The sequence below is a fragment of the Sorangium sp. So ce327 genome, from assembly GCF_051530205.1.
Lineage (GTDB): Bacteria > Myxococcota_A > Polyangia > Polyangiales > Polyangiaceae > Sorangium > Sorangium cellulosum_B.
Window position 1 is genome coordinate 13,414,581 of sequence record NZ_CP150330.1, and the last position, 23,925, is coordinate 13,438,505.

Below are 23,925 nucleotides of genomic sequence, written 5' to 3' on the forward strand. Positions count from 1 at the left end.
CCGCGGAGCATCGGTCTGCTGCCGCCCCCGCCGTCGTGGCCAGCCTGCGGCGCGCCTGCGGTGATCGCGGTGAATGCCGCGATCGCCGTGATTCTCGCGATGCTGCCGAGCAGAGGCCTCATAACCCATGATTTTCTCCCCCAGGACCGCTCTTCCATGGTTCCTCGGTATGGCGCTGATTGCCCTGAGCGGGTGCGATCTGCTCGTCTCACCGGACCGCAGCAAGATCGAGGTGTCCGCAGTCGGGGGCAACGGAGGAGAGGGCGGCAGTCATGGACAGGGCGGCAGCGGTGGACAGGGCGGCAGCGATGTAGAAAGCGGTAACGGCGGAGAAGGTGGCAGCGGTGGGCAGGGCGGCGCGCCCGGCGCGGTGTGCGGCGATGGGGCGATCAGCGCTCCTGCCGAGGTGTGCGACGATGGGAATCGGACGGCCGGCGACGGGTGCGATCCGGGTTGCGCGATCGAGCCTGGGTTCGCGTGCGCCGGGGCGCCGAGCGTTTGTACGAGCGGGTGCGGCGACGGCGCGCTGGGCGGCGCGGAGACCTGCGATGACGGCGGCGACGAGGACGGCGATTGCTGCTCGCGCGCGTGTCGGGTCGAGTCCGGCTGCGAGGTCGAGCCGAACGACGGATTCGCGTCGGCCAACGACGCCTTCGCCATCGCGCCGGGCGGCCTTATCCGCGCGTTCATCGACCCCGCATCCGACGTGGACGTGTTCTCGGTGACCGTCCCCGAGGGGTCGGTCGGGCGCATCAAGGCAGAGACGCTCGATGGCCCGCTGGGCACGACCTGCAGCTCGCTCGGCGTCGATACCCATGTGACCATCTTTGACGCGAGCCTGGCGAGCATCGAGGACAACGACGATGTCGCCGACGACGATACCTGTTCTTACCTGGCGCTGCGCAAGCTGAGCCCTGGCGAGTATTTCGTCCGCGTGCAGATCTCCCCTGGAGCGGAGCCCGCGACGTTCGACTACACGCTCTCCCTCACGCTGGATACGTCGGTGTGCGGCGACGGCGTGCTGGAGGATCCGGAGCTCTGCGACGACGGCGACACGACCGGCGGTGACGGTTGCAGCGCGGCGTGCGAGCTGGAGCTCCGCTCTCCCGAGGTCGAGCCGAACGGCACCGCGGCGGAGGCGGAGGGGCGCGCCGCGCTCCGGCCGAACGTGCTCGTCTCGGCGGCGATCGAGCCCCTCGGTGATATCGACGTCTTCGCCTTCGAGGTGCCGGGCCTCGCGGACGTCCAGCTCGCGACGTTCAGCCCCGGGCGGCTGAACGAGTGCGCCGAGGGAGTCGATACCTTCCTCCAGCTGCTCGACGTGGACGGCGCGACGGCGCTGGCGAGCGACGACGACAGCGGCCCCGAGGCTTGCTCTCTCATCGACTCGAGCGTCGACGACAGGGCGACACGGCTCCAGCCGGGCACGTATTATGTGACCGTCGAGGAGTTCAACAACGACGCGTCCATCCCCGGGTACGACCTCCTCATCGCCTTCACCTCGCTCTGCGGCAACGGGGTGATCGAGGAAGGCGAGGCGTGCGACGGCGGAGAGCGGTGTTCCTCGGAGTGCGCGCGGATCCCGGTGTGCGGCGACGGAGCCATCGACGGCGGCGAGGCGTGCGACGACGGCGGGACCGAGGGCGGAGATGGCTGCAGCGCCGCGTGCCAGCTCGAGGGGACCCTCCCGGAGATCGAGCCGAACGACGCGAGAGGCCAGGCGACCGCGGGGCGGGCGACCGCGGCGGGGGCGCTGTTCACCGCGTCGATCTCTCCGCCGGGAGAGCTCGACTTCTTCGCCGTCGACGTCCCCGGCGTGGCCGAGCTGGAGGTGGAGACCTTCGACGCGACCGGCCCGACCTCGTGCCGCGGCATCGACACCGTGGTGCGGCTCCTCGGGCCCGACGGCGCCGTGATCGCAGAGGACAACGACGGCGGCGAAGCCAGGTGCTCCCGACTCCGCGCCGCCGTCGCCGCGCCGGGCGTCTACTACGTGCGCGTCCAGGGCTATGATGGAGGAGACTCCATCGCTGGATATACAGTGCGCGCGCGGACGACGGCCCTCTGCGGCGACGGCGTGGTCGAGGGCCTGGAGGAGTGCGACGGCGGCGCCGCGTGCGGGGCGACGTGCCAGCGCATCCCGGTGTGCGGAGACGGCTTCATCGACGAGCCCGAGGTCTGCGATGACGGCAACACCGGAGGCGGGGATGGCTGCGACGCCGCATGTCGGATCGAGGGCGCGATCGCCGAGATCGAGCCCAACTCGACCCCTGCCGAGGCCGAGGCGAACGGCCCTGTCGCGCCAGGAGCGCTCGTGTCCGGCGCGATCGAGCCGGACAGCGATGTCGACCTCTTCGCCCTGCAGGTCACGACCGTCTCCGATCTCCGGCTCGAGACCTTCGACTCGAGCGGCCCCGCGCGGTGCGCCGAGGGCGTCGACACGGTCCTCTCCCTCCTCTCGCCGGACGGGGCGACCGTGCTCGCCTCCGACGACGACGGCGGGATCGGCGCCTGCTCGCTCATCGACTCGAGGAGCCCCGCCGGGGCCGCGGCGCGCCGCCTGGATCCCGGGACATACCATGTCCGGGTCAGCGGCTTCCCGGAGCAGCCGGGGGCCCGCTACACGCTGCGGATCTCGCTCGACGCCTCGTGCGGCGACGGCGTGCGGCAGGGCGCGGAGGAGTGCGACGGCGGCGCGGGGTGCAGCGCCCGTTGCGAGAGGCTCCCGGTCTGCGGCGACGGCCTGCTCGACGCGCCGGAGGGGTGCGACGACGGCAATGTCGCGGGCGGCGACGGGTGCAGCCCCGCCTGCCAGCTCGAGGCGGTGACCGCCGAGATCGAGCCGAACGACACCCCCGCGCAGGCCGGGGCGAGCGATCTCGTGATCTCGGGCGACGCGCTCCTCGCGGCGAGCCTCGCGGCGGGCGGCGACAGGGACGTGTTCCGCCTGAGCTTGCCTGTCGCCTCGGTCGTGCGCCTCGAGATCTTCGACGGCACCGCGGCGGGCTGCGAGGGAGGCCTCGTCACGACGCTCCGCGTGCTCGACGCGGCGGGCGGGACGGTCGCGACGGACGAGGGGCTCTCCGACACCGCGTACGCGGGCGGCATCGGCGGATGCTCGGCGCTCGTCGTGGCGTTGCCTTCCGGCGACCACGACGTCGAGGTCGCGGCGCGCGAGGGCGGCGCGGAATTTCCGCTCTACCTCCTCCAGGCCAAGATCCTCGCGCCCGCGGGCGCCGAGGAGGAGCCGAATGGCAGCATCGCCACCGCGAGCAAATCCGTCGGATCCGACGGGTTCATCGCCGGCGCGCGGGCGACCGACGATTTCGACTTCTACGCCGTGGATGTCCCGGAGAACCGGTCGATCCGCGCGGAAATCATCGAGGGCGGCGAGGAAGCGTGCGAGTCGCTCGAGATCGACAGCCGGCTGTCGCTGCTCGACGCCGCGGGCTCGCTCATCGCGGACGATGACGACGGCGGCCGGGGCAACTGCTCGATCCTCGACGGCACCGGGGACGCCCCGCGCCACCCCGGGGCTCACGCGCTACCGGCGGGGCGGTACTTCCTCCGCGTCCGCGCCGCGTCTGGCGCCTCGGGCACCGCGGCCCTCTTCGCGTACCGGCTGGCCGTCACGCTCCGCTGACGAGCGCGGACGCCGCCGGACGTCCGGGATCACCGGTGACCCCGTCCGGCCCGGACGGCGCGCGTCCGCCGCCGCGCGTCCGGTGGCGCGCGTCGCCGGGAGGCCGGGACGCACCCGCCGCCGCGCGGCGACTCGATGTCTCGATATCCCATCATCGCGAGACTCCCGCGCTCCGTCGCGCCGCCGCGCGGTGTGGCTCCGCGGTGCTCATCGGAGCCGCATGGGGGGGCCATACCCACAAGCGCCTTCGCGGGGCGTCTTCGGTAGGTAGGTAGGTAGATCGAGCGCCGGGGGCGGGACGGAGCTGCCTTGTGCCTCGGCCGCGCGCCCGCCTCGGCGTTCCCCGGCGATTCGCGCCCTCGGCCGCGCCTCGCGGCGCCGCCGTACACCGCCTCTCGGCGCGGGTGCGTGATACTTCGGCCGGATGTAGGCGCCCGCGGGGTGCGTTCACGGCAGAGGGCACGAGTTCATAGTCGAGGAGTGCCGGTATTCTCCATGGTTCTAACTCCGTCCTGTTTTTGACCGGAAAGATGCCAGTCAAAAGTGCTTGCGTGAGACCGCGGGGAGAATAGTCTCCTGTTGTTCGCGTCATGACCTCGGGGCGGGTTCCTCCGGGAGCGTGACCGTGACGGGACGACGACGACGTGCGTCGCTCCCGTCGGGGCACCGCTCTCCTGGCGCAGGCCCCGGGGGATTGCATCCCTTGGGTGACGATCTGGATAGGTATCTGCATCAAACTTCACCACAGATTCGATTCCTCGGAGGTATTTCTCATGAAGAATTTCGCTCGTTGGGTGCTCGCTTTCGCAACCATCACGTCGATCTCGGGCAGCGCCTTGGCCATCCGGAACGACTGTATCTACAACGTCTCGATGAAGACCGGGCTGAGGAAGGTGCCCGTCGGTACGACCGTCTGCCAGCTGGCCGAGCAGGCGGGCACCCCGTTCAACGATGAGTGCGGCTACGTGTGCAAGTGGGGCGTCGTGGCGGCCCCGGGCGCCGCCGTTGCCTCCAACATGTTCCTTCGCCAGGCGACGACGATCGGGAACAACGACTGCGACTGGAACTCCTTCTACTTCACGGACGGGAGCATCTCGCTCCTGCCTTCCGTGCCGATCCCGCCCAGCACCGTGGCGTTCCCGCCCAGCACCGGCATCACCTCACGGCTCCAGAAGGCGCCCATCTGCAACTTCGTGGGGATGGAGAACGACTTCAACGGCTACATCAATGCCACGATTCAGTTCTATTCCGCGCTGTCGATGCCCACGCCGGTCATGTTCGCCCCGCACTGCTACTGACGGCGTGCCTTTGAGACCGGTCTTCACTGGGCTCTGAGACGGCGCCCGGCGTCCGACCGATCGGCGAGAGCCTCCCTGCAGAAAGCCCATAGTAACGGCCCCGGGCAGGTCGGGGAGGCGCTCGTCGATCGCGTCGTGCGGATTGAGGAGGGGGCGCCGGCGGAACGCCGGCGGCCCCCTCTCTTCTCCGCCTCTGCCGAGCTCCCGGCTCGAGGGCTCTAGCCAGGTCAACTTGTCTGGAGGAACAATGATGCAACCGAGTTCGTCGCAACGGAACCCCTCGCGCCGGCCCCTGTGGATCGCCGCCGGATTGCTCCTGGCCGCCCTCGCCGGCGTCGCCCTCTTCCTCGCCTTCCGCTCCGGGGACGAGCAGACCGCCGGGGCGAGTGCCCCGGCCGCCGGGGCCGAGAAGCACGTCCGCTACCGCAACAGGGCGCTCGTGCGCGGCCCGGCGCCGGCGGCGGCGAAGGAGGAGGCGCGGCCCGCGATCAGCGGCCTCGTCTATGGCACGGACGGGAACACCCTCGCCGGAGCGACCGTCGTCGCCATGACCTTCGAGGTCGCCGGCAACGTGCTCTCGACCGCGGGCTCCGTGAAGAGCGACGACGGAGGGCGGTTCGAGCTCACGCTCCCGGACGGCACCTACCAGCTGAGCGCGAGCGTCGATGGATACGGGACCACGTCGACCACGGCGCGCCCCGGCGAGGCGGTGAGCCTCGTGCTGCCGAAGAGCGGCGTCATCGAGGGGCGCGTGCTGGACGAGCGGGGCGAGCCCGTGCGCCGCTTCTCGATCGACATCCTCTCGGCCGTGACGGCGGAGACGCCGGCGACGCCGCCCCTGTTCTCTCGCACGTTCGAGAGCCCGGACGGCTCGTTCCGCGTCGATCAGCTGCCCTCGTGGGACGTCGTGGTCAGGGCGACGGCGGCGGAGTTCGCGCCCGCGTTCTCCACGAACGTCAACGTGCGCGTCGGAGACGTAGAGAAGATGGATCTGACCCTCTCGAAGGGATGTACCTTGAGCGGGCAGGCGGTGGACTCGTCCGGCGCTCCGCTGCCCGGGGTGTACGTGGACGCCGAGTCGCTCTTCGCCGTCGGCGAGCTGAGCAGCCTGTCCATGGAGGCCGCCGCGCAGGCGCAGACCGAGGACGACGGCTCCTTCAGCCTGCCGCACGTGCCGAAGGGCACGATCGTCGTCCGCGGCTATGACGGCAGCAACGCCGTGAGCTCGACCGAGATCGAGGTCGCGAACTGCGACGGCCTGAAGCCGGTGAAGCTCGTGATGTCGCCCGGCGGCAGCCTCTCCGGCGTGGCGCGAGACGCCGAGGGCAAGCCCATCGCCGGCGCCCGGCTCACGCTCATGCACCGCCCGATCGGCTTCGTGAACACGGTGAGCGACGAGGACGGCGCCTTCCACTTCGACCAGGTCCCGCCCGGCGAGCTCCGCGTCATGATGCGGCGAGGCGAGGAGGTGATGCTCGCGGCGGTCGGCATCGAGGACGGGAAGACCACGCAGCACGACATCGCCTTTGCGCCCCGGGGCACCGGGGAGATCCGCGGCCGCGTCACCGTGGCCGGCAAGCCGCTCCCGGGTGCTCGCCTCATGATGGCCACCCAGATCGGGGAGGACGGCGCGATCGGCATGTTCTACCCCGTCACCGCGGAGGACGGCTCGTTCCGCGCGTCCGGGCTCCCGACCGGCGGCTACATCGTCAACGTCGAGTCGACGAGCATCGGGACGGGCGTGCAGGTGAAGGCGGGCGAGGTCGTGACGGCGGATCTCCAGGTGATCGACCTGCCCAGCATGAAGGGCCAGGAGGCCGCGCTCCCGCTCCGGTAACGAGCGCAGCGCCAGCGCGATCTCCCGGCTGTCCGGAGGCGGAGCCTCCTGGACGGCCGGTCCGCGTTTTCAGGTCACTCCGCCGGGGCGATGGTCAGCGTGAACGGCCCCGAGGAGGCGGCGTTGTAGCTGTCGACGAAGATGTCGATCGGCTGGCCCGCCGTCGCCGTCACCGTGATCGACTCGGGCCACCCGGAGTCGTCGGGATCATCCACGCAGGCGAGCTCGCTGCCCTGGTCTGCGCAGTCGCTGCGCGCGTAGAGGACGACATCGGCGTGGCCCTCCGGCGTCGCGGTGATCGCCAGTTTGCCGCTCTCCTCCGGGGTATACCGGTACACGAGCTCCCCGCCTTCGCCGCCGCACAACCCCGTGACGCCCTGCGTGCCCTCGGAGGTGTCGCCCACCGTCGTTGCCTCCGTGAGCGTCGCCGCGGCCGCGCACAGCGGCTCCAGGTTCACCTTGCACTCGCCGCTGCACGCGTTGTCATCCACGGCGTCTCCGTCGTCGCACTCCTCCGCGCCGACGCGCGCTCCGTCCCCGCAGATCTCCTCCGCGAAGGACACGTCGAGCGTATACGACGCGTCCATCCCGTTCTTGCCCTCGATGAAGATGAAATAGGTCTGACCGGGCTCGGTGAGCAGCTCCAGCGGGGCCTCTTCCGGTGTGAACGCGGTGACGCAGCCGAGCAGCGTCGCCTCGTCGTCGCAGCTCTCCCGGATGTACCAGTCGAAGTCGGCCTCCGGCGCCGTCGCCGTCGCGGCGATCTGGACCGCGCCCTTCGCCGGCGCGGCGAACCGGAACACCCGCTCTCGCATGCCCGTGCCCGTGACGGACGTGGTGAGTCCAGGGCAGAGCGCCGCGAACAGGTTGGTGCCGGCCTCGGTCGTGCCGGTGAACCTCCCGCCCTCCGAGACGTCGGTGGCCTCCGCGCACGCCGCGGCGACGCCCTCGACGCACGCTGCCTTCGTCGAGCAGTCGCGCTCCTCGCAGTCCTGCAGGCCGTCCTTGTCCTCGTCCTCGCCGCTGTCGCAGATCTCACCCGACGAGACGCAGAACGCGGAGTCCTCGTCGCAGGCGCCCTTGCACTGCGCGTCGTCGTCGCAGCCGCCAAAGCACATCGTCCACCCGTCGTCGGTCACGTCGACGCACGTATTCTCCGCCCTCCCGCAGTCGGACGTCTCTTCACAGGACTTGAGGCAGAGCGAGAAGCTGCCCTGCGGCAGGCACTCGGAGCCCTCCCCGCACGGCAAGAGCGCCGTGTCGCAGAGCCTCGTGCAGTAGCCGCCCGCCCAGCCGAACTCCTCTTCGGTCAAGCAGAGCCCGCCGAGGCAGTCCTCGTTGACCGTGCAGGCCTCGCCGTCCGCCTTCCCGTCCGGCGCGATGCCCTCGCCGTCGTCACCGCCCTGGCCGCCTGCGCTGGACGCCGCTCCCAGCGGTGAGATCTGGTCGTCGTCGCCGCAGGCGGCGAGCGCGAGAGACATCGCTGTGACCGCCGACAGGGGAAGAGCAAGTCGCATGGTGTTCTCCTGAAAGAGAGGTACAGCGCTCGACCAGGGAACGCAGCAAAACTTGCGACAACAGCGAAAAGAGCCTGGACTGACTGGAATTGTTACGTCCGGGGCGAAATGCGGTGGTAAGAAAAGAACCCTTACAATCGTTCAATGCTGCGACCGTGACGTTTCAAAAACGAAACGTGTAGGGGATGTCCCTGACGCATGGCCGCAATTCGGGGTGCTTCCTAGGGGTCGTCCGGATGGCACGGTCAGTGCTTCATGGGAGGCAGCGCCGCCGGCGTGGCCTTCGCCCCCCTGAGGCCCCGGCGGCGCTGTCTTTTTGTCGGTCCTCGTTTCGCGTCGTCTCGCCGATCGCCGTCGCCACGCCTGAGCCCACTGGCTCGCTGCCCCACGCCGGGCGCGATGGGCACGCGGGGATCGACGCCGGATCGAGCGCCGATCTCCGTGGCGTTGTATGGTCCCGCCGCCCCATGGCGACGAAGCTCATCGCTCCCTCGAGCCACCCCCCGAATCAGAAGTTCGAGTGCCGCGACTGCCCAGCTCGGTGCTGCCGGATGCCGTGGAACATCCGCTTCAGCGGCGACGAGGCCAGGCGGTACCTCGCCGAGCCCTGGGTGCGGGAGCGCGTCGGGGAAGAGGGGGCCCTCGTCATCGGGCGCGGCGTGCTGCCCGTGCGGGAGCGGGATCGCCAGCTCCAGTGCGTCTTCCTCGACGACGACATGCTCTGCAGCATGCAGAAGCGGTTCGGCCACGAGTACATCCCGAAGTCGTGCCAGGCGTTCCCGTTCGGGTTCGTCCGCGACGAGAAGGATGCCGTCGTCGCGCAGCTCTCCCAGCTGTGCCCGTCCATCCGCGACAACTACGGCAAGCCCGTCGACCGCCAGCTCAAGGCGAAGCTCCAGCAGCGAGGCGACACGGAGCGGATGTCGACGGCGCTGGCGACGCTGAGCGGCGTGATCCTCACCCAGCCGCTTTATCTGCGCGCCGCGAGGCACTGGGAAGAGCAGATCGCGACCGGCGCGTCGCCGGCGTCGACGCTGGCCCGGCTCTACGACTGGACGGCGGCCTTCGAGCGCGCTCTCCCCCAGGGCCAGGGGCGCGCGACGGACGCCTCGGTCGACGCCGCCCTCGGGCAGGCCGGCAAGGAGGAGCTTGAGCCGCTCGCGCCCCGCAAGAAGCCCTCTTTCTATGCGCGGGTGCTGTTCGCCTATCTCCTCGGCAACCTCTGCTATCCGTCGCGGGTCCGCGAGCCCCACCGGGTCGAGAAGGCCTCGTGGACGGAGCTCCAGGCGCTGCGCAGCTTCGGGAACAAGGCCGCCTGGATGCTCGGGAGAGGCACCGTCGATATGATGTTCGTCCCCAGGCCGTTCAAGCTCCAGCGGGTGAGCACGGTCGATCGCTTCCTCGCCGGCGACGAGGGGGCCGCCGTGAAGGACTACCTGCGCCTCGTGCTCCAGCGCCGGCACATCTTCTCGGCGCCGAGGCACCTCCTGGCGGCCGTGCTCGACCTCTCGCTGGCCACCGTCGTGATCTCCCGCTTCGCCCGCTGCCGCGCCGCGGCGGATGGCAGGGTCAAGGTCTCCCTGGAGGACGTGCGGGAAGGGATCAGCGTCGCCGAGCTCGTCCTCCTGAGCCACGCGGCCCTCTCGGAGCAAGGCACGCTCATGAAGAACCTGCGCTGGCTCCTGCTCACGAAGCGCGAGAGCTTCCGGGCCCTCCTGGCGACCGAGGCATAGGCCCCTCGCCCGCCTGGTCGGGTCGGCTGCCGCGACAGGCTCTTAGCACCCCGCGTCAACGTCAGGCCGGGCTCGCCTAACCGCCGACCGCGACTATTCTCGCGCCCACCGGGCCAGCTGGCCCATGGAGGCACGCGCATGATCGTCATGAAGTTCGGCGGCAGCTCGGTCGAGAGCCGCGCGCAGATCGAGAAGGTTCTTCACATCGTCAGAGCCCGCCTGGCCCGCCGCCCCGTCGTGGTGAGCTCCGCGCACAAGGGCATGACCGACGCGCTGATCAACGCCGCCAAGGCCGCCGCCACGGGGCGGTTCGATCCCTCCGTCCCGGTGAACAAGCAGCGCGCGGTCGCCGAGTCGCTCGGCTGCGCGCCCGACCTCCTCGCGCCCTTCTACGAGGAGATCGCCGATCTCCTGCGCGGCATCAGCCTCGTCAAGGAGCTCAGCCCGAGGAGCCTCGACTACATCGCGAGCTTCGGGGAGCGCATGGCCGTGCGCTGCATCGCGGACTTCTTCGCGAGGAGCGGCGTGCCGGCCCGCGCCTACGACGTCTGGGACCTCGGCTTCATCACCGACGCGAACTTCGGCCGCGCGCGCCCGCTGCCCGGGTTCGACGCCCGGATCAAGGCCATGTTCGCCGAGCGCGTCCCCGAGGGGATCGTGCCGATCGTCACCGGCTTCGTCGGCCGCAACGAGGCGGGCGAGATCACGACCGTCGGCCGCAACGGGAGCGACCTCACGGCCACGCTGGTCGCGGCGGGGCTCGGCGCCGAGGAGGCGCAGATCTGGAGCGACACCGACGGCGTGATGACCGCCGACCCGAGCGTCGTGAAGACGGCCCGGAACATCCCCACGATGCGCTTCGAAGAGGCCGCGGAGCTCGCGTTCTTCGGCTCCCGCGTCCTGCACCCCTCCACGCTCCTGCCCGCCATGGAGAAGGGCATCCCGGTGCGGGTGCTGAACACGAACCGGCCGGATCACCCCGGCACGGTCATCGACTTCGACACCGACGCCGCGTCCCCGCCCGTGACCTGCATCGCCTACCGCGAGCGGCAGGTCGTGCTCAAGATCAGCTCGACCCGGATGTTCGGCGAGGTCGGCTTCCTCGCGCAGGTGCTCGCGGTGCTGGCCCGGCACGAGGTCGTGATCGACGTGATCACCACGTCCGAGGTCTCGGTCTCGATGACCACCGACGACCTCGGGAAGCTCAGCCGCGCGCTCCCCGAGCTCGAGCAGTTCGGCGCCTGCGAGGTCCTGCCCAACCGGACGACCCTCGTGATCGTCGGCCAGGGCATGCCCAGGCAGAAGGGCGTCGGCGCGCAGGTGCTCGACGCGATGGCCCAGGCCGGCGTCAACGTCGAGATGCTCAGCTACGCCACGGGCAGCGTGAACCTGTCGATGGTCATCGAGGACGCGCACGTCGCCTCCGCGGTCGGCGTCCTGCACCACTCCCTCTTCGAGAAGGCGCGGTGACGCCTCGTGGCGCGCCGGACCGACTGAACCTCGAGAAACAGGAGAGATTTCTCAGGGAGGCGAGGAGACGGGGAGATTTTATTTTCCTTTCTCTTCCTCCTCGCCTCCCCGTCTCCCTGTTGTTTTCTCCCGGATCCTCGGTGTGATCGGCGTTCCTGCCGGGTGACGCGACGTGGACAGGCGTGACGCGACGCGGGCGCCGCAGTAGGCGTAGGCCTCGGTCGGACCAGGCGTCCGGCCCCGGGGAGACCATGACGGCGGCACACCTCGACGGCAGCGCGACGATCCCGCGCGAGAGCACGACGGACATCCTGCGGCGGATCGAGGCCGCGCACGGTACGTACGCCACGCGCCCCGCGCTCGCGTTCGACGCGGACGGCACCCTCTGGGAAGGGGACGTGGGCGTCGATCTCTTCGAGGCGTTCCTCGCGGGGCGCTGCGCGCGGCCCGAGGCGGAGGCGGCGCTGCGCCGCGAGGCCGAGGCGTTCGGCGTCGCCGCGGAGGGCGGCGCGCACGAGATCGCGAGCGCGCTCTACGCGGCGTTCAACGCCGAGCGCTACCCGGAGGACAGGGCCTTCGCGATGATGGCCTGGGCCTTCGCGGGGTGGCGCGAGGACGAGCTCGCGGCGCTCGTCGACCGCGTGCTCGAGGAGAAGGGCCACGCCGGGCGGATCCGGCCCGCGCTGCTGCCGATCCTCGACTGGGCGCGCTCGCGCGGCGTCCCGGTGTACGTCGTCTCGGCGTCGCCGCGCGCCGTGATCGTGCGCGCCGTCGCGCGCCTCGGCGTCGCGCCCGAGCGCATCGCCGCGATGACCCCGGCCTTCCGCGAGGGCCGGCTCGCCCCCGAGCTCGGCGCGCCCGCGACCTACGGCGAGGGGAAGACCCGCGCCCTCGAGCGCATCTTCCCCGATCTCGCGGTGCTCGCGGCCTTCGGCGACAGCGCCTACGACGCCGCCCTGCTCCGGACGGCCCGGGTGCCCGTCGCGGTCTCCCCGAGCCCCAAGCTGCTCGCGGTCGCCGAGACGATCCCCGGGCTCGTCCTGCTCGCCACCTGAGCTCTTGCCATGGCCACCCTCTCGCTCCGAGGCCTGACCCGAAGGTTCCCGAGCGCCGAGCGCGCTGCGCTTGCCGGCCTGGATCTCGACGTCGACGACGGCGAGCTGCTCGTCCTCGTCGGCCCCTCGGGCTGCGGCAAATCGACGGCGCTCCGGCTGATCGCGGGCCTCGACAGCCCCGACGGCGGCACGGTGTCGATCGGCGGGCGCGACGTGAGCCGCGTCGCGCCGGAGGACCGCGACGTGGCCATGGTCTTCCAGGGCTACGCGCTCTACCCGCACATGACCGCGCGCGACATCATGGGCTTCCCGCTCAGGATGCGCGGGGTCGCGCGGGAGGAGCGGGCGCGCCGCGTCGAGGAGGCGGCGGCGCTGCTCGCCATCGGCCACTTGTTGGAGCGGCGCCCCGGCGAGCTCTCGGGAGGCGAGCGCCAGCGCGTCGCCATGGGGCGCGCGATCGTGCGCGCCCCCGCGGCGTTCCTCTTCGACGAGCCGCTCTCGAACCTCGACGCCGCGCTGCGCGCCGAGCTCCGGGTCGAGCTCGCGGCGCTCGTGCGCCGCCTCGGCACGACGTCGGTCTACGTGACCCACGATCAGGTCGAGGCCATGACCATGGGCGACCGCATCGCCGTGCTCCGCGCCGGCGAGCTCCAGCAGGTCGGCCCGCCGCGCGCCATCTACGAGGCGCCGGCGAACACCTTCGTGGCCGGGTTCCTGGGCACGCCGGCGATCAACCTCCTCCCGCTCGAGCGCTCCGGCGAGCGGTACGAGGGCCCGGCGCTCTCGCTGCCCGCCCCGCCGGGGGTGGCGCTCCCCGACCGGGCCATCGCCGGCGTGCGGCCCGAGCACCTGCGCGTCGCGCCGGGGCGCGGATCCCACGGCGACGCGGGGGCGCAGGGCGAGGTGGAGGTCGAGGCGCGCGTCGTCGTGGCCGAGCCGCTCGGCGCCGAGACGTTCCTGTACCTCGACGCGGGCGGGACGCGGCTGCGGGCGCGGGCGCACGGCTTCGCGACGCCCGCGCCGGGCGAGGCGGTGCGCGCGCGGCTCGATCCGCGCGACGTGCTCTGGTTCGACGCGGGCTCCGGCGCGCGGATCGCCCCGCCGCGGGCCGCGTCATGAGCGGGGAAGGCCGCGCCGTGCGCTCGCGGCGCGACGCGCTCCGGGCGCTCGCCGCGTCGCTCGCCGCGGCCGCGACGGGATCGATCGGCTGCGCGCGGCGCGCGCGCGTCGACGGCGCGCGAATCGAGGGCTCGCTGTGGTTCGCCTACGGCGGCAAGAACCGCGAGGTGCTCCTGTCGCTCGTCGACCAGTTCCACCGCGAGCAGGACCGCTACCGCATCGACGCCGTGTACCAGGGCGACTACTTCGAGGCGCTCGCCAAGCTGCGGACCGCGCTCGCGGCGGGCGCGGCGCCCGCCCTGACGCACGTGGTCGGCGAGGTGGTGCCCTACCTGGCCGAGGCGGGCGTGCTCGAGCCGCTCGATCGCTTCCTCGCCGACGCCCCGGGCGGCGACCTCGACGTGGTCGAGGCGCTCGGCCAGTCGGGGACGTTCGTGGGCGGCGGCGAGCGCCCGCTCGTGTGCCTGCCGTTCAACCGATCGACGCCGATCGCCTACTACAACCGGAATCTGTTTCGCGAGCTCGGGCTGTCGCCGCCGACGACCTGGGACGAGCTCCGCGCGACGGCCGCGCGGCTCGTCGTGCGCGACGGCGAGAGCACGCGGCGGTGGGGCTTCGAGTGCCCTGTCGACTGGTGGTTCTGGGCGGCGCTCGTCGGGCAAGCGGGCGGCGACGTCGTGGCCCCGGACGGCACGCCCACGCTCGGCGGGGAGGCGGGCGTGCGCGCCCTCCGGTTCTGGCAGACCCTCGTGCACGAGGACCGCACGATGAAGCCGCCGCCTGGGCGCGATTACAACGCGTGGCAGGTGACGAACACCGACTTCCTGGCAGGCCGTGTCGCGATGATCTGGACCTCGACCGCGTTCCTCCGGTACCTGGAGGACAACGCGAGCCAGGCGGGCGCGGGGAAGTTCGAGGTCGGCGCCGCCCCGCTGCCGCGCGACGTGCGCGCCTCGGTGCCCACGGGCGGGACGATGTTCGTGATGCCGCGGGGCGCCGCGCCGGCGGCGCAGGAGGCGGCGTTCGCGTTCCTGCGCTGGATGATGCAGCCGGAGCAGGCGAACTCGTTCGCGACGCGGACGGGCTACATCCCCGTCTCGCGCCGCGGCCTCGAGGTGCTCAGGCAGGGCGGCTACTACGCCGCGCACCCGAACGACCGCGTCGCGGTGGACCAGCTCGCGCACGCCGCGCCCTGGCCCTGGTCTCCGGACCTGTTCCGCGTCCAGCGCGAGGCGGTGCAGCCCCGGCTCGAAGAGGCGGTGCTCGCCCCGCGCGACGCCGCCGAGACCCTCTCCGAGGCCGTCCGCGCGGCGCGCGAGCGATGAAGCCCAAACACCCCCTCTCGCCCTACCTGCTCCTCCTGCCCACCGCGGCCTTCCTGGCGGTGTTCTTCCTGATCCCGCTGCTGCTCGCGGCCAAGAACAGCTTCTTCGCGTGGGACCTGCTCACGCCCCCGCGGTACGTCGGGCTCCGGAACTACGAGGTCCTCGTCGAGAGCGGCGAGCTGGCCGGCACGCTGCTCCGCACGCTCGGCTACAGCGCCGTCGTGGTGGCGCTCTCCGGCGCCCTGGGGCTCGCGCTGGCGGTGGCGCTCGATCGCCCTGGGCCGGTCTATGCTTTCGTGCGGGGCGCGGTGTTCAGCGCCTATGTCGTGTCGTGGGTCGCGGTGGCGCTCCTCTGGATGTGGATCCTCGACGCCGAGGGGCTCTTCACCGTCGCGCTCCGCTGGCTCGGCCTGCCGACGATGAGCTGGCTCGGCGATCCCCGCTCGGCGCTGCTCGCGCTGGCCGCGGTGAGCGTCTGGAAGATCACCGGCTATGCCATGGTCATCTTCCTGGCCGGCCTCCAGGACATCCCCCGCGCGCTCCACGAGGCGGCCGCGCTCGACGGCGCCGGCCCGTGGCGGCGGTTCCGCCACGTGACATGGCCGCTGCTCCGCCCGAGCGCCGCCTTCGTGGCGACGACGAGCCTCATCCTCTCCTTTCAGGCGTTCGACGTGATCCGCGTGATGACGCAGGGAGGGCCGGTCAAGGCGACGACCCTCTTCGTCTACGCGATCTACGAGCACGTCTTCGTGAACCTGCGGGTCGGCCGGGCCAGCGCTATGATCGTGATCTTCTTCGTCTTTTTGCTCCTGTTGACGGTGCTGCAGCTCTGGGCGCTCCGCGCGGGCGCGCCGCGCCAGGGGAGGCGGCCGTCGTGACGGCGGGGAAGAGCGGCGGCGCCGGCGCGGGGCGCTTCAACGCGCACTCGTACTCGCGCTCGCGCCGCCTCGTCTCGGACGCCGTGCTCGTCGTGGTGGCCATCGTGTGGCTCGGGCCGTATGCGTGGATGACGATCACCTCGCTGAAGACGCTGCCCGAGATCACCCGCGCTCCGGCTTACCCCTTGCCGCAGGCCTTCCAGCTCGGCGCGTACCGCGAGGTGCTCCAGGCGGTGCCGGTGATGCGGTATTTCGTCAACACCGTGTTCATGGCGACGGCCATCGCGCTGTTGCAGATCGCCCTCGCGCTCCCGGCCGGTTATGCGCTCGCGAAGCTCAGGTTCGTGGGGCGGAGCGCCGCGTTCGTCATCGTGCTCTCGTGCCTTCTGATCCCGGCGCAGGTGACCTTCGTGCCGGTCTTCACGATGCTCGGCTCGGTCGGCCTCGTGAACACGTTCGGGGCGCTGATCCTGCCCTTCGGGGTGAGCGCGCTCGGCACGTTCCTCGTGCGCCAGGCGCTGCTCTCGGTCCCTGACGAGATCATCGAGGCGGCGAGGATGGATGGGGCCGGCGAGCTCAGGATCGTCTACCTGATCCTCGGCCCGATGCTGCGGCCGACGCTCTCGGCGCTGTTCCTGTTCAGCTTCGTCTTTCACTACAACGATTACTTCTGGCCGCTCGTCATGACGACCGACGACGAGGTACGCACGCTGCCGCTCGCCATCGCCCTCCTCCGGGAGCAGGGGACAGGGGTCCGCTGGCACCTCGTGATGGCCGGCAACGTGATCCTGAGCCTGCCTGTGCTCCTCGTGTTCGCGGCGGCGCAGCGGCAGATCCTGCGCGCGGTGACGGCGCGGATCTGAGCGGCGCGGGCGCCCGGGCAGGCCCGGCGCCGGAGGCCGGCGATCGAGCGGCCGACCAGCCGGCGTGTGCATCGACGTGGCAGTGAGCGTCGGGCGCGATCGAGCCCTGCCATCGTCGCTGTCGCCGCCCCCTGCGCTTCGCTCCGGCGGCGGTCGACTGGAGGGCACAGCGCGCCGCAGCGCCTTCGGCAGAAGAGAGCGCTGCGCGGTTTGTTCTCGTCCGGACGCCCTCTTTTCTGGCCCGGTCATCGCACTGGCTCGCGCCGGCCACGGCAGCGCCGGCCACGGCAGCGCCGGCCAGGCGCTGCGGAAGGAGAGCCACGATGACCACCACCGAGCCAATGATGCAGAAGCAGATGGTCCAGAAGGAAGAGGGCAAGATCACGACGAAGATCGAGGAGAGGACCGGCAGGATTCCGTCCGGCGCTTATCTCGGGTTGGCGATCGGCTCGATGGCGCTGTCGGCCAGCTTCATGCTGGCCGGCAAGAAGCAGATCGCCAACTTCATCGGTCAGTGGGTGCCATCTCTGCTCGTGATCGGCCTGTACAACAAGCTGGTCAAGATCGAGCACGAGCTGGGATACGGCGGCTACCGCTGACAGCCTCCCTCCCGGGCTCCGGCCTGCGAGCTCGGGCCTCCATCCAGCCGGCTGCTCGGCGCCCTCGTGGCGTCGTCGCGACCCCAGGGTCGAGCGCCCGCCCCAGCGTGCGCGGCGCGTGACGCCCTTCGCGCTCGCCCGAGAACACGCGTTCCCGTTCCCACCGGCGGACGGCGCGCCGCCTGCGGGGATCGCCGCCGTCCAAATCTCGACATCTGGCTGGAATCCTCCTTGCTAAGCTCGCGCGCGCGGCGAACGGAGGAACCCATGCGTCTGCGCCTTTCTCGTTCTCTTGTCGTGGCAGGGCTCTTGTCCACGGGCGTTTTCACGTCAGCTCTCACGGCGTGCGGCCCGGGGGATCCATCCCCGGTGCCCGGGGCCCATATCGAGGACCCTGATCAGGAGATCACGGTGACGGAGGTGCCACCGCCGGCCATCAGCGGCGGAACGCTGATCGTCGCCGGCGACGGTCGCACGGCGGTGGCGGCGGACGCCGACCGCGATCGCGTCTGGATCGTCGATCTCGAGGGCGGCGAGCCGGCGGCGGTCCTGCTGGAGCCGGGCGACGAGCCCGGGCGCCTCGTCGAGGACGCGAGCGGCCGGGTCCACGTGGCGCTCCGGCGCGCCGGCGCGGTGGTGACCCTCGATGTCGAGGCGCGGTCGGTCATCGCGCGCAGAGACGTCTGCCGCGCGCCGCGCGGCGTCGCCTACGACGCCTCGAGCGACGCGATCCACGTCGCCTGCGCCGGCGGCGAGCTCGTGACGCTCCCGGCCTCCGGCGGCCCCGCCGTCCGGAAGCTCCGCCTCGCCCCCGACCTGCGCGACGTCGTGGTCGAGGGCGACCGGCTCCTGGTCAGCCGCTTCAGGTCCGCGGAGACGCTGGTCGTGGGCCCCGACGGCGCGGTGCTCTCGCGCCGCACGCTCCCCGTCTTTTACTCGAACGGGTTCGCCAACTCGGAGTATGCGCCGTCCGTGGCCTGGCGCATGGCGCCGCTCGCCGGCGGAGGTGCGCTGATGGTGCACCAGCGCGCGATGTCGTCGAAGGTCACCCTCAGCCCGGGTGGCTATTACCAGTCTGCCGACTGCGACGGGAACATCGTGCACGCCGCGGTCAGCAGGATCGACCCGGCGGACGTTCCTGACACATCGATCCCCTCGCTGCCCGCGGCCGCGATCCCGAATGTCTCGCTGCCTGTCGACATCGCGGTCACGCCCGACGGCGCGCGGATGGCCATCGTGGCGGCCGGCAGACGCAGCGTCGTGAGCGCGACCGTCGACAATCTGGAGCGCGACGCCGAGATGAACGGCTGCAGCCCGGAGGTCACCGCGAACGCGCTGAGCGGGCAGCCGGTCGCCGTGGCCTTCGACGGCCAGGACAAGATCGTCGTGCAGCTGCGGGAGCCGGCGGCCCTGGAGGTGCTCGGCGGGCGCATCATCGCGCTTCCGGGCGAGAGCGTGAGAGACACCGGCCACGAGATGTTCCACCGCCCGCCGAACGGTGTGAGCGCCGTGGCGTGCGCGTCGTGCCACCCCGAAGGGCACGAGGACGGGCGGACGTGGGATTTCGATCCCGTGGGCCTGCGGCGGACGCAGGCGCTGGGCGGCGGCATCCTGAAGACAGCGCCCCTCCACTGGAGCGGTGATCTGGAGGATCTCGCGGGCCTGATGGGGGAGGTGTTCGTCTCCCGCATGGGCGGCCAGCAGCCCGGCGCCAGGCGGCTCGACCTGATGGCCCGTTACATCGACAGCCTGCCGGCCTTCCCGGCGTCGCCGCCCGAGGACGACGCCGCCGTGGCGCGGGGCGAGGTGCTCTTCCATGACAAGCAGGTGGGCTGCGCGGAGTGCCACGGTGGCCCGATGCTCACCAACAACCGGAACGAGGACGTGGGCAAGGGCGAGTGGTTGCAGGTGCCCTCGCTCCTCGGCATCTCCGGGCGCGCCCCGTTCATGCACGACGGCTGCGCGGCGACGCTCCACGATCGCTTCGATCCGCTGTGCGGAGGCGACGATCACGGCGACATCTCTGGCCTGAGCTCCGCGCAGCTGGACGATCTGGTCGCCTACCTCGAGTCCCTCTGAGCCTTCGGCGCGCCGCGCTCCTCGCGCGATATGACCGAGGCGTTCCTCGACATCCGGGGCCGATTGCCACGCTGCGAGCCCCCATCACCCGGCAACCAGCGGAGCGGGGAAACCGCGTGTGACGGGGCGCCCGGCCCGGACGCGCCGCCAGCGGCCGGCGCCGCGCTCTCCGGCGGCACAGCCGTTGCTCGTCCATCGAGACAGGCGCAACCGATGCAACCGATGCAACCGACGCAACGGACATCGCGGCTCGATGGACCCGGGCCACACGCACGGTCTGTCTTCCCGCATGTTTTCGCACGTTCCCGCACGTTCGTACGTTCGCACGATCTCGCGATTCTCACGCTCTCACGACGGGGCGAGCCGGCGTTTCCGACGAAGCTGCCGACCCGCGAGGTGGAGCAGGCGCAAGGAGGGCACCATGCCTAGAGGCGACAAATCGAGCTACACGACCAAGCAGAAGCGGCAGGCCGAGCACATCGAGGAGGGGTACGAGAAGCGCGGGGTCTCCGAGGAAGAGGCCGAGCGGCGGGCCTGGGCGACGGTCAACAAGATGACCGGCGGGGGGAAGAAGTCGGGATCGGGGGTGGGCAAGCCAGTGAACAAGGAGCCGGCGAAAAAGGGGGGCCGCAAGGGAGGCGCCGCGTCCAAGGCGCGGCCGGCCGCCGCGAGGAGCGCGGCGGCGAAGAAGGCGGCGGCGACCCGCAAGCGGAACGCGGCGGCGAGCGCCGGACGGACCACGGCCGCGAAGAAGGCGCCGGCGAGGGCGAAGAAGAGCGCCGCGTCCAGCGCTCGCTCGCGCAGCTCCTCGGCCACGTCGACGAGCGGCCGCTCCCGCGCCGCGCAGGGCACGGCCCGCCGCGGCGGTGCGGGGGCCTCACGCAAGACGACCTCGGGGGCGAAGACCGGAGCGCGGCGCGCCGCGAGCGGGGCCTCACGCAAGACGACCTCGGGGGCAAAGACCGGAGCGCGGCGCGCCGCGAGCGGGTCCTGACGCCCCGGCGAGAAGAGGAGAGGGGGCGACCATGCAGGAACTTCAGAGCAACGGAGCGACGAATGGGGAAGGCGGCCTGCTGGGCGACGAGTCCGGGCCGCAGGTAGAGAGCCGGAGAGGGCGCGAGTTCCTCACGACCCTTGTCCGGGAGCTGTTTCAGACGGAGCGCTCGGCGATGATCCATCCGCGGATCGAGGCGGAGCGCCTCGGCGATGTGCCGCCGGCGCACGCCATGCGGGCGGTCTCGACACACGCGGAGGCCGCGCTGTCGGAGATCCGCCCGCTCCTCCGCGAGCGCGGGCTGCCCATCAGCGCGGGCGGCCGCATGGTGGGCGAGGCCTTCTCGGCCTTGCGCGATCACCTCGCCGATCACCTGCTCAGCACCGAGAGGTCCTACCGGGGCACGCTCCTCGGGATGAGGCACGGCGTCGACCTCGTCGAGCTGCTCCAGTACGTCGCGACCGTCGAGGGCGACACGCCCCTCGCCGCGTGGTGCGCGCGCTGGCTCTCGATGCGCAGGCCTCTTGTCGAGGCGGTCGCCGACGAGCTCGCGTGGTTCGCGGCGCGCCCGATGCGCGCCACGCGGGCGGCGAAGGACGACGTCGTCGCCCACCTCCTCCGGGGGCTCGTGAACGGCGTGGAGCTCGCGGCGCAGCGGCTCCGCCGCCTCGTCACGTTCGCGGGTTGACTCCCGCCGGCCGCGCGCGGAGACACCCCGGCGTCGAACGCCGCGCGCGGCGCGCGACGCCGAGGAGGATGCGCAGTGGAGCAGGGGATTCCGACGTGGGGCACGCCGATCGAGCTCCTGAAGAGCCACGGGCCCGGCGTCTCGAGCGCGCTGTTCATCGCGATCGTGGGGTGGATGGCCGCGGCCTGGGCCGCGCGGAGCGTGCGGTCGTTTGGCAAGAAATGGGCTCAGGTCGACGCGACCCTCATCCCCCTGCTGGCCAGCGTGAGTCGACTCACCATCTTGACGGTCACCGCCATGGCCGTGCTCGAGCGCTTCGGCGTGGACACGAAGAGCCTGTTCGCCGTGCTCGGCGCCGCGGGTCTGACCATCGGCCTCGCCCTCAAGGACACGCTGTCCGACGTGGCCGCCGGGCTGGTCTTGCTCGTGCTCCGTCCGTTCGATGTCGGCGACGCGATCGAGGTCGACGGGACCTCCGGCGTCGTCGACGCCATCGACGTGTTCCAGACCAAGCTGACGAGCTTCGATGGCGTCCCGATCACGCTGCCGAACTCCAAGGTCCGGTCCGCCAAGATCCAGAACTTCACCCGGGCGCAGCGCCGGCGCATGGACCTCACGATCGGCGTCAACGCCACCGCCGACATCGCTCACGCCATCGCCACGCTGCGGGACGTCCTCTCGAACGAGCCGCGCGTGCTGCCGGAGCCGGCGCCGTCGGTCGACGTTGTCGAGCTCGCGGACGAGAAGGTCAACCTGCTCGTCCGCGCCTGGACCCTGCCCGCCGACTTCTTCCCGGCGCGGCTCGAGCTCACGCGCCACTTCAAGGAGCGGCTGGACGCGGAGGGGATCGTCGTCCCGCTTCCCCAGCGCGAGCTCCATATCCCCCTTCGCGAGCCGGAGCGGCGCTCTACCCCGCTCCTCTGAGGCGGCGCGCGTTCGAGAGGGCCCGGGGGCGACCCCGCCGCGCCGCCTCTCGCCCCTGGGCTAGGTCAGGGCGTGCCCATCAGAAGATAATACCAGGTGCCCACCTCGATGGCGTTCGGGTGCGTCCCGCTCACCCGGGTCAGCGTGCGCGTGAAGATCTTCTTGTTGAACGCAAGGCCGTTGCTCGGCGCCTGCGTCTTCACATACCAGGCGGCCGCCATCAGGGCCGATGTCTGGTTGTCCTTCTCGAACAGGACTCCCATCTTCACCTGGCTGTCGTCGGGGCTCGGCAACCGGTAAAGGTACCCGGTGCGGGTCCCCGGGACGGAGCGCGTCCCCTGCGTCCAGTCGCCCTGGGTCGGGTTCCGGGGGGCCGTGAACTGGTTGCTCGGGCTCACGACGTCCAGGAACGCGTCGAGCGCCGGCGCCGTGAAGCTCGGGATCACCTCGGACGTGAAGGTCAATGTGTTCGAGAAGGTGAGCGTGCTCGCCCACCGCCAGTACTCCGTCTGCGCCTGGAAGGTGAGCTGGCCATTGGAAACACCGTTGCTCCCGAGGGCCACGATCCGGACGAGATCCGCGTTCGAGAAGATCCTGAGCCTCACGTCCGGCGGGATCTGGTCGGTCACACCGGAGCCCGGTTTGGCCTTCGCAGGGCTGCGCGTCGAGATGGAAGCGCCGGCGGCGGGCGCACCGAACGTTGAGTCTGCATCGTTGCTCATGGTTGCGCTCTCTCCTGGGATGACGATCACGACAGCGTCGATCGCAGCGCGCAGGCCCTGCCCAGCCCGCGCTCCGGCGGCGGCGCAGCGCGCGTGTGTGTGTTCACGACGCGCGACCCGCGCGGCCTCACCCGGCGTCGACGAGAGGAAACCTGGATCCTCCCGGCCGCGGCGTCGATGACAGGCGGTCACGCGCGAGGGCTGGCGCGCTCCGGCCGCGGCCCGATGTTCAGTACCGGACCACCTCGACCGCCTCGGTGCCGAGCCGGATCTGCCGCGACGTCGTCCGGCGCTCGACGAGCGAGCCGGCGTCGAGCACGCCCGCGCGCGCGAGCTGCTGGCGGGCGCGGAAGACGTTGACGTTGAGGTGATGGAGGTCGAGCCGCAGCTTGCCGAGCAGGTCATCGACGTAGCGCCACCCGCGCTCGGCCGGGGGCAGCCCCGCCTCCCGGTCGCGCAGCCGGGAGCGCGCCAGCATGAGGAGCAGCTCGTGGTGGGCGCGCGCGGCGAGCTGGATGACCTTTTCCCCCTGCACCAGGGCGACGGCGATGTGCTCCTCGTCGTGGCTCACCTCGAAGCGCAGGACGGTGAGGCCGAGGAGCTTGGGGCTCGCCGCGCTCGACGCGGTCGTCGGCACGACGGCGTCGAGCGCCTGCGGCGGGACGCGCAGGACCCAGGCGCCGCCGGCCTCGATGCGCTCCTGATCCACGGCCGGGCGCGTGCTCCCGTCGATCTCGATCTGCCAGACGCCGTGTTGATCCTCGAAGAGCGTCACCCGGGGGTCGGCGGCGTCCGGCAGCGCGAGCAGGCCCTCCTCCGCCGGGCGCACCTCGCCGGTGAGCTCGGCCCGCGCGCTCGTGACGGGCGCGCCGGCCTCCTCCACGGTCCAGCGCTCGGCGTCGCCGCCGAACACGAGCTCGGTCCCCGCGTCGAGCGCGACCCGCTCGGCGGACGTGAGCCGCCGGCCGCTGACGTGCGTGCCGTTCGTGCTGCCGAGGTCGCGGATCCACCAGCGGGCCCCGTCCCAGAACAGGACGGCGTGCTCGCCGGAGGCGCAGCGGTCCCGGAGGCGCACGGCGCAGTCGCGCGCCCGGCCGACCCGCGCGCGCGCCGGGAGCGTGACGCGAACGCCGTGGGCTTCATGCTTCAAGACCGCCATGGATGCAGCGTAAGATGCTGCC

17 protein-coding genes and 1 pseudogene are annotated in these 23,925 nt (G+C 71.5%); 15 read left to right on the plus strand and 3 right to left on the minus strand.

All coding sequences use genetic code 11. From position 1 onward, the window contains the following. Positions 1–169: 169 nt before the first annotated feature. The 3 genes from WME95_RS50420 (at position 170) to WME95_RS50430 (ending at position 6,778) form a co-directional block, all read left to right on the plus strand. Complete coding sequence (locus WME95_RS50420; protein ID WP_437906294.1) at positions 170–3,643, plus strand: DVUA0089 family protein; 3,474 nt, start codon at positions 170–172, stop codon at positions 3,641–3,643. A gap of 794 nt (positions 3,644–4,437) precedes the next feature. Beyond that, positions 4,438–4,941, plus strand: a complete 504-nt coding sequence (locus WME95_RS50425; RefSeq protein ID WP_437906295.1) for a hypothetical protein — start codon at positions 4,438–4,440, stop codon at positions 4,939–4,941. 247 nt (positions 4,942–5,188) lie between these two features. Next, entirely contained in the window at positions 5,189–6,778 is a 1,590-nt protein-coding gene (locus tag WME95_RS50430; RefSeq protein WP_437906296.1) for an MSCRAMM family protein, read from the plus strand. A gap of 74 nt (positions 6,779–6,852) precedes the next feature. On the opposite strand, the gene WME95_RS50435 is transcribed toward WME95_RS50430, so the two are convergent. Further along, positions 6,853–8,295 carry a hypothetical protein gene (locus WME95_RS50435; RefSeq protein WP_437906297.1) on the minus strand — a complete coding sequence of 481 codons (1,443 nt, stop codon included), beginning with the start codon at positions 8,293–8,295 and terminating at the stop codon, positions 6,853–6,855. Positions 8,296–8,762: 467 nt separating this feature from the next. Here WME95_RS50435 and WME95_RS50440 point away from each other — a divergent pair, with 467 nt between their 5' ends. The 12 genes and pseudogenes from WME95_RS50440 to WME95_RS50495 all read left to right on the plus strand — a co-directional run bounded on the left by WME95_RS50440 (position 8,763) and on the right by WME95_RS50495 (position 22,022). After that, positions 8,763–10,028, plus strand: a complete 1,266-nt coding sequence (locus WME95_RS50440) for a YkgJ family cysteine cluster protein (protein ID WP_437906298.1) — start codon at positions 8,763–8,765, stop codon at positions 10,026–10,028. 138 nt (positions 10,029–10,166) lie between these two features. Further along, positions 10,167–11,498 (plus strand): aspartate kinase, encoded by a 1,332-nt coding sequence (locus WME95_RS50445; protein WP_437906299.1) that lies wholly within the window; start codon positions 10,167–10,169, stop codon positions 11,496–11,498. 251 nt (positions 11,499–11,749) lie between these two features. Further along, positions 11,750–12,553: an HAD family hydrolase gene (locus WME95_RS50450; protein ID WP_437906300.1), complete on the plus strand. Its 804-nt coding sequence runs from the start codon at positions 11,750–11,752 to the stop codon at positions 12,551–12,553. 9 nt (positions 12,554–12,562) lie between these two features. Then, the gene (locus tag WME95_RS50455; RefSeq protein ID WP_437906301.1) at positions 12,563–13,672 is read left to right on the plus strand and encodes an ABC transporter ATP-binding protein; all 1,110 of its coding nucleotides are present in this window, start codon (positions 12,563–12,565) and stop codon (positions 13,670–13,672) included. After that, positions 13,669–14,997, plus strand: a complete 1,329-nt coding sequence (locus WME95_RS50460) for an ABC transporter substrate-binding protein (RefSeq protein ID WP_437906302.1) — start codon at positions 13,669–13,671, stop codon at positions 14,995–14,997. The genes WME95_RS50455 and WME95_RS50460 overlap by 4 nt, the downstream gene beginning before the upstream one ends. Further along, a complete protein-coding gene (locus tag WME95_RS50465) occupies positions 14,994–15,875 on the plus strand; it encodes a carbohydrate ABC transporter permease (protein WP_437906303.1) in 882 nt (293 codons plus the stop codon). The genes WME95_RS50460 and WME95_RS50465 overlap by 4 nt, the downstream gene beginning before the upstream one ends. Then, a complete protein-coding gene (locus tag WME95_RS50470; protein ID WP_437906304.1) occupies positions 15,872–16,738 on the plus strand; it encodes a carbohydrate ABC transporter permease in 867 nt (288 codons plus the stop codon). The genes WME95_RS50465 and WME95_RS50470 overlap by 4 nt, the downstream gene beginning before the upstream one ends. A gap of 323 nt (positions 16,739–17,061) precedes the next feature. Then, positions 17,062–17,337: a hypothetical protein gene (locus WME95_RS50475; protein WP_437906305.1), complete on the plus strand. Its 276-nt coding sequence runs from the start codon at positions 17,062–17,064 to the stop codon at positions 17,335–17,337. 369 nt (positions 17,338–17,706) lie between these two features. Next, positions 17,707–19,416 carry a cytochrome-c peroxidase gene (locus WME95_RS50480; RefSeq protein WP_437906306.1) on the plus strand — a complete coding sequence of 570 codons (1,710 nt, stop codon included), beginning with the start codon at positions 17,707–17,709 and terminating at the stop codon, positions 19,414–19,416. A 421-nt stretch (positions 19,417–19,837) separates the two neighbouring features. Continuing rightward, positions 19,838–20,140: pseudogene (locus WME95_RS50485) on the plus strand (hypothetical protein); the annotation flags it as partial. 301 nt (positions 20,141–20,441) lie between these two features. Next, on the plus strand, positions 20,442–21,098 hold the full coding sequence (locus WME95_RS50490; protein ID WP_437906307.1) for a hypothetical protein: 657 nt from the start codon (positions 20,442–20,444) through the stop codon (positions 21,096–21,098). 75 nt (positions 21,099–21,173) lie between these two features. Then, on the plus strand, positions 21,174–22,022 hold the full coding sequence (locus WME95_RS50495; RefSeq protein WP_437548297.1) for a mechanosensitive ion channel family protein: 849 nt from the start codon (positions 21,174–21,176) through the stop codon (positions 22,020–22,022). A 65-nt stretch (positions 22,023–22,087) separates the two neighbouring features. Here WME95_RS50495 and WME95_RS50500 read toward each other — a convergent pair whose 3' ends face one another. Next, positions 22,088–22,744, minus strand: a complete 657-nt coding sequence (locus tag WME95_RS50500) for a hypothetical protein (RefSeq protein WP_437906308.1) — start codon at positions 22,742–22,744, stop codon at positions 22,088–22,090. 229 nt (positions 22,745–22,973) lie between these two features. Beyond that, a complete protein-coding gene (locus WME95_RS50505; protein ID WP_437548301.1) occupies positions 22,974–23,903 on the minus strand; it encodes an FHA domain-containing protein in 930 nt (309 codons plus the stop codon). Positions 23,904–23,925 lie beyond the last annotated feature (22 nt).

Bases quoted from the DNA above. Each gene is read 5' to 3' on its own strand.
- WME95_RS50420 (WP_437906294.1), top strand. From the start codon at position 170: ATGGCGCTGATTGCCCTGAGCGGGTGCGATCTGCTCGTCTCACCGGAC.
- WME95_RS50430 (WP_437906296.1), top strand. From the start codon at position 5,189: ATGATGCAACCGAGTTCGTCGCAACGGAACCCCTCGCGCCGGCCCCTG.
- WME95_RS50435 (WP_437906297.1), bottom strand. From the start codon at position 8,295: ATGCGACTTGCTCTTCCCCTGTCGGCGGTCACAGCGATGTCTCTCGCG.
- WME95_RS50440 (WP_437906298.1), top strand. From the start codon at position 8,763: ATGGCGACGAAGCTCATCGCTCCCTCGAGCCACCCCCCGAATCAGAAG.
- WME95_RS50445 (WP_437906299.1), top strand. From the start codon at position 10,167: ATGATCGTCATGAAGTTCGGCGGCAGCTCGGTCGAGAGCCGCGCGCAG.
- WME95_RS50450 (WP_437906300.1), top strand. From the start codon at position 11,750: ATGACGGCGGCACACCTCGACGGCAGCGCGACGATCCCGCGCGAGAGC.
- WME95_RS50455 (WP_437906301.1), top strand. From the start codon at position 12,563: ATGGCCACCCTCTCGCTCCGAGGCCTGACCCGAAGGTTCCCGAGCGCC.
- WME95_RS50460 (WP_437906302.1), top strand. From the start codon at position 13,669: ATGAGCGGGGAAGGCCGCGCCGTGCGCTCGCGGCGCGACGCGCTCCGG.
- WME95_RS50465 (WP_437906303.1), top strand. From the start codon at position 14,994: ATGAAGCCCAAACACCCCCTCTCGCCCTACCTGCTCCTCCTGCCCACC.
- WME95_RS50475 (WP_437906305.1), top strand. From the start codon at position 17,062: ATGACCACCACCGAGCCAATGATGCAGAAGCAGATGGTCCAGAAGGAA.
- WME95_RS50490 (WP_437906307.1), top strand. From the start codon at position 20,442: ATGCAGGAACTTCAGAGCAACGGAGCGACGAATGGGGAAGGCGGCCTG.
- WME95_RS50500 (WP_437906308.1), bottom strand. From the start codon at position 22,744: ATGAGCAACGATGCAGACTCAACGTTCGGTGCGCCCGCCGCCGGCGCT.
- WME95_RS50505 (WP_437548301.1), bottom strand. From the start codon at position 23,903: ATGGCGGTCTTGAAGCATGAAGCCCACGGCGTTCGCGTCACGCTCCCG.